Genomic DNA, 8,532 nt, shown 5'->3' on the forward strand with positions numbered 1-8,532 from the left:
CGCAGGGGGTGGCGGCGGCAGCGGCCACGCCGACCCCAGCGCCGCCGAAGTGAGCCTGGCCCCCGGCGTCAACCGGGGCGACGGCCGGGCCGTCATCACCTGGCGGTACGACACCGTCCTCGCCCTGACCGTGGACACCACCACCCCGCTGTACGGGCACTCCACGACCGTCACCGCCGAGGTCACCTCCTCCGCCGGCGCCACCCCGACCGGCAGCGTCGTCCTGTTCGACGGCGACGCACCGCTCGGCACGGCGCCGCTCACGGACGGGCGGGCCGTGCTGCGCACGCCGGTCCTGCGGCCGGGGAGCCACGCGATCACCGCCCGGTACGAAGGCGACCCCCTGCACCGCGCGAGCAGCAGTCCGGAACCGGTGGCCGTCACCGTCGGGTTCAGCCGTCCCTGCCTGACCGGACACCATGAGGGCGCGCTGACGGTGGCCGCGGGGGAGTCGCTCTGCCTCGCGGCCGGAGCTCAGCAGTTCGGCCCGGTACGGGTCGAGGCCGGTGGCGCCCTGGCGGCCTGGGACGCCGGGTTCACCGGGCCGTTCACCGCCGACGGCGCTCTCGCCGTGTCCCTGTGCGGCGTGCGCATCAGCGGTCCGCTGACCGTGCGCGAGAGCGCCGGCCCGGTCATCCTGTGCGAAGGCGGATCGGTCACCGGTGCCGTCGCCCTCGAGTCCAACACGGGCGGCACCACGCTGTCGGGCGTGACCGTCACCGGACCCTTGAGGTGCGAGGGCAACACCCCCGCCCCGGAGTTGGCGGGCACCACCGTGCGCGGTCCCCGCTTCGGCCAGTGCCGCTGACACCGGCGGATCGACCGCGGTGAACGCCGACGCGGGCCGGGGCGAACCACGGGGGCTTGGGGAGAGGGCCATCTCCCCGGGCAGGACCGATCGGGGCGCGGGGCGGAACGGGCCTCGTACGACGGTGTCGTCCTCGTGGCTGCCGCTCGCCGGAGAGGTGACAAAGAATGTCTTCCACGTCATGGCCTGCAACGGCCACGGCCTGGCCCAGTCGCCCTACCTCGGCACCCTGCTCGCCGACCGTATCGCCGGCGGCGAGCTGCACGACGACCTCGGCGCCGTAGGGCGAGCGCGCTCGCGGTTCGCACCCTCACTCCTCAAAGCCCCTACACTGCGCGCTGTTTGGGCGGTTGATCGGATCGCGGACCGCCTCAACAGCAGGTGAGTGCCAGTCCGGTGGCGGACGACGGAACTTTCTGAGATCAGGGAAGGCGAGACCCAGCCCATGAACGTGAGCGCACACATCGAGGCCGTGTACACAGAGGTCTGTCGACGCAACCCCGGGGAGGCGGAGTTCCATCAGGCGGCGGCCGAGGTACTGGAGTCCCTCGCACCCGCGCTCGAACGGCACCCCGAGTACGCCGACACCGGGATCCTGGAAAGGCTGTGCGAGCCCGAGCGGCAGCTGATGTTCCGGGTTCCCTGGGTCGACGACCAGGGCGCGGTGCGGGTGAACCGAGGCTTCCGGGTGGAGTTCAACAGCGCCCTCGGGCCGTACAAGGGAGGGCTGCGCTTCCACCCGAGCGTCAACCTCGGCATCGTGAAGTTCCTCGGCTTCGAGCAGATCTTCAAGAACGCGCTGACCGGGATGGCCATCGGCGGCGGCAAGGGAGGCGCGGACTTCGACCCCAAGGGCCGCTCGGACGGCGAGATCATGCGCTTCTGCCAGTCCTTCATGACCGAGCTCTACCGCCACCTGGGCGAGCACACCGACGTTCCCGCCGGGGACATCGGCGTGGGCGGGCGGGAGATCGGCTACCTCTTCGGCCAGTACAAGCGGATCACCAACCGCTACGAGTCCGGCGTCCTCACCGGAAAGCCGGTGGGCTGGGGCGGCTCTCACGTCCGCACCGAGGCCACGGGCTACGGCGCGGTGTACTTCGCCGAGGAGATGCTCACCACGCGCGGCCAGAGCTTCGACGGGCGCCGCGTGGTGGTCTCCGGATCCGGGAACGTGGCCGTGTACGCCGCAGAGAAGGTGCATGCCCTGGGCGGCCGGGTGGTGGCCTGCAGCGACTCATCCGGGTACCTCGTCGACGAGGACGGCATCGACCTGGAGCTGCTCAAGGACGTCAAGGAGGTGCGCCGCGCCCGGATCTCCGCGTACGCGGAGGCGAGGCCGACCGCGCGCTTCTCGGCCCGCGGCACGGTGTACGACGTTCCGTGCGACATCGCCCTGCCCTGCGCGACCCAGAACGAACTGGGCCGCGACGACGCCGTGGCCCTGGTCAAGAACGGGGTTCTCGCCGTCGCCGAGGGCGCGAACATGCCCTGCACCCCAGAGGCGGTGAAGGTGTTCCGGGAGGCCGGGGTCCTCTTCGGCCCCGGGAAGGCCGCCAACGCCGGTGGCGTGGCCACCTCGGCGCTGGAGATGCAGCAGAACGCGTCTCGCGACAGCTGGTCCTTCGAGCAGACCGAGTTGCGGCTCGCCACGGTCATGCGCGGCGTCCACTCCCAGTGCCGGGCGACGGCCGAGGCGTACGGCGGCAACGCCGAGGACTACGTGCTCGGCGCCAATGTGGCGGGGTTCCTGCGGGTGGCGGAGGCGATGACGGCGCAGGGCGTCATCTGAGGACACCGCGCTCGCGGAGGGCGGTGCAGCAGCCCGCCTCGCACACCGTCCGGCGCGCGAGGCGGGCTGTCCGTGCCTGCAGGATGCCGGATCAGGCGCGGCCCGCGGCCTTCTGGGTGCGGCGGGACAGCGAGTCGACGACCACGGCGGCCAGCAGGACCGATCCCGTGATCATGAACTGGACGGCGTTGCTGACACCCATGATGTTCATGCCCGACTGGATGGAGCCGATCACCAGGGCGCCGAGGAGCGCGGACCAGACCGTGCCGCGCCCGCCGAACAGGCTCGTGCCACCGATGACGGCCGCGGCGATCACGTTCATCAGCAGGTTTCCGCCGCCGGACGTCTGGCTCGCGGACTGGATCTGCCCGGCCAGGAAGATCCCGCCGATCGCCGCCATGGTTCCCGCGATCGAGAAGACGGTCATGCGGACGAACGGCACGCTGATGCCCGCCCTGCGCGCTCCCTCGATGTTGCCGCCCACGGCGAAGACCCGGCGCCCGTACGTGGTGCGCCGCAGCACGAAGTCCAGGACGACCAGCAGGATCAGGAAGATCAGGAGCGCCAGCGGCAGGCCCTGGTACTGGTTGAGGATGTACGCGGTGACGAACGCGATCGCGGCGAGGACCGCCGTACGCAGCACGATCTCGGCGATCGGCCGCGACGGCACTCTGGCCACCCGGCGGCGCCTGGCGTCCAGGAGCGAGGCCGCCAGGAACAGCCCCACGCCGACGGCCGCGGTCAGATAGGCGGCGGCCGGGCTGTGGAAGATGGTCGAGTACAGCTTGGAGACGACGCTCTCGCTGGGGATGTTCACCGTGCCGCTGGTGCCGAGCACCTGCAGCATCAGTCCGTTCCAGGCGAGGTTTCCGGCCAGGGTCACGACGAAGGCCGGTACCCCCACCTTGGCGAAGAAGAATCCCTGGATGAGGCCGACGGCCGCGCCGCCGCCTATGGCGATCAGGAGCGCCAGCCACTGGTTCATGCCGTTCAGGACGTTGAGGACGGCGAAGATGGCGGCGCACAGCCCGCTGACGGAGCCCACGGAGAGGTCGATCTCGCCGAGCAGCAGGACGAAGACGATGCCGACGGCGATCATGCCGGTGCCGACGATCTGCTGGCTGAGGTCCGACAGGTTCTGCGCCGAGAGGAACGTGCTGTTCAGGCTCCCGAACACGGTCCAGATGATGATCACCGCGAGGACGACGGGGAGGGATCCCAGCTCGCCGCTGCGCAGCTTGCGCCGGAACTCCCCGAGGTACCCCTTGACGCCTTCCTCGCGGACGAGGAGGCGGGCGTCGACGGCCGGCATGGCACCCGGCGCCGGTTCCTGGGTGACGTCCTCGGGGCCTCGGGAGGCATCGGCGCGGTCTCGGTCACCGTTCATCGCTCCTCCTCCCGCTTGCGGGCCTGGCGGCGCGTGACGGCGCTATCGGTCGCCCCGGTGATGGCGGAGATGATCTCCTCGGTGGTGGTGGAGCGCTTGTCGAAGAAGCCGTTGTTCCGGCCGAGCCGCATGACGGCGATCCGGTCGGCGACGGCCATCACGTCCACCATGTTGTGGCTGATCAGGATGGTGCCGAGGCCGCGCTCGCGGAGCCGCTCGACCAGGTCGAGCACCTCGGCGGTCTGCTCCACGCCCAGCGCGGCGGTCGGTTCGTCGAGGATGACGACCTTGGGATGGCCGATCAGCGAGCGGGCGATCGCCACCGTCTGGCGCTGACCGCCGGAGAGGGAGGCGACGGGGATGCGGACGCTCGGGATGCGGATGGACAGGGTGTCCAGCAGCTCGTGCGAGCGCTGGTCCATGCGGACCTCGTCGAGGATCCCGAAGCGGCGAAGCTCGCGGCCCAGGAACAGGTTGCCGACCACGTCAAGGTTGTCGCACAGAGCGAGGTCCTGGTAGACTGTCGCGATGCCCAGGTTCTGGGCGTCGTGCGGCCGGTCGATGGAGACCGGCCGCCCCTGCCACTCGATCACGCCCTCGTCGGGCGGGTTCACCCCGGCGATCGCCTTGACGGCGGTGGATTTGCCGGCGCCGTTGTCACCGACGAGCGCAACGACCTCGCCGGAGTGGACCTCGAGATCGAAGTCCTTCAGCGCCTGGACGGCGCCGAACCGCTTGGAGATCCCCCGCAGTTCGAGCACAGGTGATTCCGGCAAAGGAACCGCCTCCTCCGCTCGCCCGCTCACGCGGGCCGCTCCGCCCCACCGGGATGAAACGCCTGGCGGCTACTCGAGACCGGCCTCCTTGCAGGCCGCCGCATAGGTCGGCGTGCAGATCTCGTCGACCGTGTACAGCCCGTCCTTCACGACCGTGTCCTTGATGTTGTCCTTGTTCACCACGACCGGCGTCAGGAGCGTGGACGGGACCTTCTCGCCGCTGCCGCTGGTGACGGTGATGGGCGTGAGGTCGGCGGGGAGCTTCTTGCCCTCGGCGAGGTCGACGGCCATCGTCGCCGCGATGTCGGCCTCCGGCTTGTACGGCTTCTCGATCGTGATCGTCTGGGTGCCGAGCAGGATCCGCTGGATCGCGTCGAGCTGGGCGTCCTGGCCGGTCAGCGGCACGTTCATGCCGGCGGACTTGAGCGCGGTGGCGATGCCGGCGGCCAGCCCGTCATTGGCCGAGTACACGCCGACGATCTTGTCCTTGCCGAGTGCGCTGATGGCGCCGGACATCTGCTGGTTGGCGTTGTTCGGGTCCCAGTTCGGCGTGTCGTACTCCTTGCCGATCTTCACCTTGCCGTCCAGGACCGAGTGCGCGCCGGCCTTGAACTCGGCCGCGTTCGGGTCGGTCGGCGAGCCGTTGTGCATGACGATCTGCCCGGTCTCGGCCTTGTCGCCGAGCGCGGCGAGCAGCGCCTCGCCCTGCAGCTTGCCCACCTTCTTGTTGTCGTACGAGACGTAGGCGTCGACAGGCCCCTGCGCGAGACGGTCGTACGCAACGACCTTGACGCCCGCGTCACGGGCCTTCTGCACGGAGGACTGGATCGACTTCGCGTCCACGGCGTCCAGGATGAGGACCTTGTCACCCTTGGCGAGAGCGGTGTTGACCTGCTGTTGCTGGGTGGTGGCGCTCTCGGCGGCGTTGTAGTAGTCGATCTGCGCGTCCGGCGCCAGTTCCTTGATCTTCTGCTCGATGTACGGCCGGTCGAACTTCTCGTAGCGCGTGGTCTTGCTCTCGGGGAGCAGCAGGCCGATCCTCACGTCCTGTTTCTCGCTCCCCGCGCCCGGCTGGGCCGCTCCGCTGGTCGCCACCGCGCTGAGGGACAGGGCTGCGGCTCCGGCCAGGGCTATCGCGGCTCGCAATGTACGGGTCATTGTGAGGCTCCTTTCGTACCTCCCCTCCCTTTGCCTTGTGGGCGCGGGACAGGGGATGCACATGTGGCCTATATATCGACATTAGCGTCAACCTGAGGACCGGCAAGCGGGTGATGCCGTGCCGCCCGCCCCGTGGTCGACGGACCCGCAGCGCTCAGAGACCGGTGACCTTCGCCTTTGCCGACAGCTCGTAGACCAGGGTGACCGTGCGGCGGCCGCCGGGCGGGAGGGGGATGTCCCAGCGGGCGATGCCCTCGGCGTCGAGTGCGTCGGGGGCCGGGGAGCAGGCCTTCGCGTCGAGTCGCACTTCGACGGCCGACACCTCGGAGACGGGGATGCGCTCCCTGAGGACGACGCGTCGTTCGCCCTGCTCCCCGGGGGCGGAGAAGCGGGACAGGTGCAGCCGGACCGTGCGGGTGACGACGGTCCGCTGGGTGATTCCGGCGGAGTCCCGCGACTCCTCGGCATGCCGGGTCACCCGGTAGTCGTCGCTGCTGCCGAAGGCGAGCTCGCACGGGGCCCCGGGGGCGGTGAAGTCCAGCGTGCCGCGGCCGCTGAATCCGCTGCCGCGGACCAGGTCCACGGGGCCCGCGAGCAGGGCATGGCCCGACAGGTTGTCGAACCGCACCACCTGGGTGACCAGCGGGGACAGCTCGGGCGAGCAGGCGTACTCGCTGCTCGCGGCCGTGGTGAAGGCGGAGAGCGGCACCCGGTGGGCGCGGCCGTCTCCCGGCACGGAGACAGGTCCGGGGGAGTGCAGCACGCGGGCCTCGCCGCCGTCGTCGAGACCCGGGAGACCGAGGACCGCGGCCGGGCCGAGGGTCGCGATCTCCTCCTCGCGCAGCTCGACGTCGACCGTGCGGCGCTCCGCGGCGGAGCGGTCCTTGAGCGTGAGCCGGTCCTCGACAAGCCGCGGCGGATCCGTGGCCAGCGACGACCGGGCCGTCGACAGCGTCAGCCGTACGTCCGACCAGTCCTCGCCGGTGCGCTGCCAGACCATGGCGTCGGTCTCCAGCGTCAGGGAGTCCCCGTCGAGCACGGCCCGGTAGGCGGGCCGCCACAGGGCGCACGGGGTGAGGTGGCTCAGGCGCAGCTCCACCGGCCCGGAGACCGCGGCCTGCACGGTCAGTTCGACGTGACCGACCAGCTCGGCGGGCTCGGCCTCGGAGAGCGCCATGGCCTCCCAGGTCTCGCCGAGTTCGACGTCGACAGCGGCCAGTCGGGCCTCGACGGCGCGGAGTTGTTCGCCGTACGCGTCGCGCTCGTCGTCCACCCGGTCCAACTCGCGGGCCCAGCGCGGCACTTCGGTCTCCCCGGAGCCCGCGCCCTCGCCGATCTCCCGCAGCACATCGGCCGCGAGGCGGCCCAGCAGATCGAGGCGGGCGCGCAACCGGTCGCGTCGCCGCTCCAGGTCGAGCCGCTCCTCTTCGAGGGCGTGCACGTGGCTGCGCAGGGCGGAGTCGTCGTCGGGGGACGGCAGCGGCCCGCGCGGCGTCCAACTGCGGACGATCCGCACGTCGAGCACGGTGGCCGGGTGATCGGACGTCAGCTCGGCGTGGAGGGTGCGGTCGACGGCCAGCGCGCTGACCGGCCCGAGCCGCAGCCGCTGAACTCCGGCCTCCAGTTCGAGCACGACGGTGCGCTCGACGTGGGCGCGGTCCTCCAGGCAGGTGACGGCGGTGACGGGGAGGGCGATCGGCTCCGGGGCGATGGACATGATGTGCGTCAGCTCCTGCGGTTTCCGCCGGTCAGGGCCTTGCCGGCCGGGATGCGGATCTCGAAGCCGCCGTCGAGGGCGGCGGTGCCGCCGGCGGGCAGGTCCACCCGCCAGAAGCGGGTGCCCGGGGCATGCTCCTCCGGCCCCGCGCCGTCCTCGGGCGCGGTCCAGTCGGCCCGCTCCTCGATGCGGACGTCCGGCTCCGAGGTGACCGGCACGCGCTCGCGGACCTCGACGGTGACGGGCCCCGCGAGCCGGTTGGCCAGCTCCACGTGGACGCGGTGGTCGAGCACGGTGATGTTGTTGCGCAGGCCTGAGGTCGACTCGTTCAGGTGCGTACGGCGGGTGACCCGGATGCCCTCGGCGGGCCCGAGCCCCACCCGGCGGACCCCGCCGGGGGCGAGCGTGGGCAGTGCGGCGGTCAGCAGATAGTCGTCGTCGACGGTCACCTCCACCGGGCCGGCCAGCAGAGCCTGGTCGGTGGCGTTGGAGAGTACCAACGTCGCGTACACGGTCTGCTCCACGGACGGCACGCAGAGGTACTCGGTCCGCAGACCGACCGGAATCTCGCCGACGGTGACGGTGTGCCACGCGCCGTCCGACGGAATGTCGGCGCGGGCGGCGGCATCGAAGCGGTGGTCGAAGGAACCCGCCGACTCGCGCGGCCGCACGGCGTGTCCGGGCAGCGGCAGCGCGGCCACCGCTTCGGCGCGGCGGCGGTACTCGGCCGCGACGGCGTCGACGGGAGCCCCGGGAAACAGCCGGCCTCTCCGAGCGCCCTGCTCGTCGGGGCCGCTCAGGACGAGCGCGGCGTAGTCGAGTTCGCTCTCGCTCGGCTGCGGCGGACCGGGCGCGGGAGGCGGCGGAGGCGGCGCGGCCGCGCCGGGTGCGGGT

8 protein-coding genes are annotated in these 8,532 nt (G+C 71.4%); 3 read left to right on the forward strand and 5 right to left on the reverse strand.

The genetic code is table 11. The features are described 5' to 3' along the window. From VIU94_RS13370 to gdhA, 3 genes are all read left to right on the forward strand, one after another. A partial coding sequence (locus VIU94_RS13370; protein WP_331911012.1) for an Ig-like domain-containing protein occupies nucleotides 1-808 on the forward strand: 808 nt, incomplete at its 5' end. Nucleotides 809-965: 157 nt separating this feature from the next. Next, on the forward strand, nucleotides 966-1,193 hold the full coding sequence (locus tag VIU94_RS13375) for a hypothetical protein (RefSeq protein WP_331911014.1): 228 nt from the start codon (nucleotides 966-968) through the stop codon (nucleotides 1,191-1,193). 60 nt (nucleotides 1,194-1,253) lie between these two features. Further along, a complete protein-coding gene (gene gdhA / locus VIU94_RS13380) occupies nucleotides 1,254-2,600 on the forward strand; it encodes an NADP-specific glutamate dehydrogenase (protein WP_331911016.1) in 1,347 nt (448 codons plus the stop codon). A gap of 91 nt (nucleotides 2,601-2,691) precedes the next feature. On the opposite strand, the gene VIU94_RS13385 is transcribed toward gdhA, so the two are convergent. The 5 genes from VIU94_RS13385 to VIU94_RS13405 form a co-directional block, all read right to left on the reverse strand. Beyond that, on the reverse strand, nucleotides 2,692-3,987 hold the full coding sequence (locus VIU94_RS13385) for a sugar ABC transporter permease (RefSeq protein WP_414720941.1): 1,296 nt from the start codon (nucleotides 3,985-3,987) through the stop codon (nucleotides 2,692-2,694). Next, nucleotides 3,984-4,763 (reverse strand): ATP-binding cassette domain-containing protein, encoded by a 780-nt coding sequence (locus VIU94_RS13390; RefSeq protein ID WP_331911018.1) that lies wholly within the window; start codon nucleotides 4,761-4,763, stop codon nucleotides 3,984-3,986. The genes VIU94_RS13385 and VIU94_RS13390 overlap by 4 nt, the downstream gene beginning before the upstream one ends. Before the next feature lie 69 nt (nucleotides 4,764-4,832). Continuing rightward, nucleotides 4,833-5,921: a substrate-binding domain-containing protein gene (locus tag VIU94_RS13395; RefSeq protein ID WP_331911020.1), complete on the reverse strand. Its 1,089-nt coding sequence runs from the start codon at nucleotides 5,919-5,921 to the stop codon at nucleotides 4,833-4,835. 154 nt (nucleotides 5,922-6,075) lie between these two features. Further along, a complete protein-coding gene (locus VIU94_RS13400) occupies nucleotides 6,076-7,638 on the reverse strand; it encodes a mucoidy inhibitor MuiA family protein (RefSeq protein WP_331911022.1) in 1,563 nt (520 codons plus the stop codon). Between the two features lie 8 nt (nucleotides 7,639-7,646). Next, the coding region (locus tag VIU94_RS13405; protein WP_331911024.1) for a DUF4139 domain-containing protein at nucleotides 7,647-8,532 on the reverse strand (886 nt) is incomplete at its 5' end.

Origin of the sequence: Streptomyces sp., from assembly GCF_036566765.1 — a bacterium.
Lineage (GTDB): Bacteria > Actinomycetota > Actinomycetes > Streptomycetales > Streptomycetaceae > Streptomyces.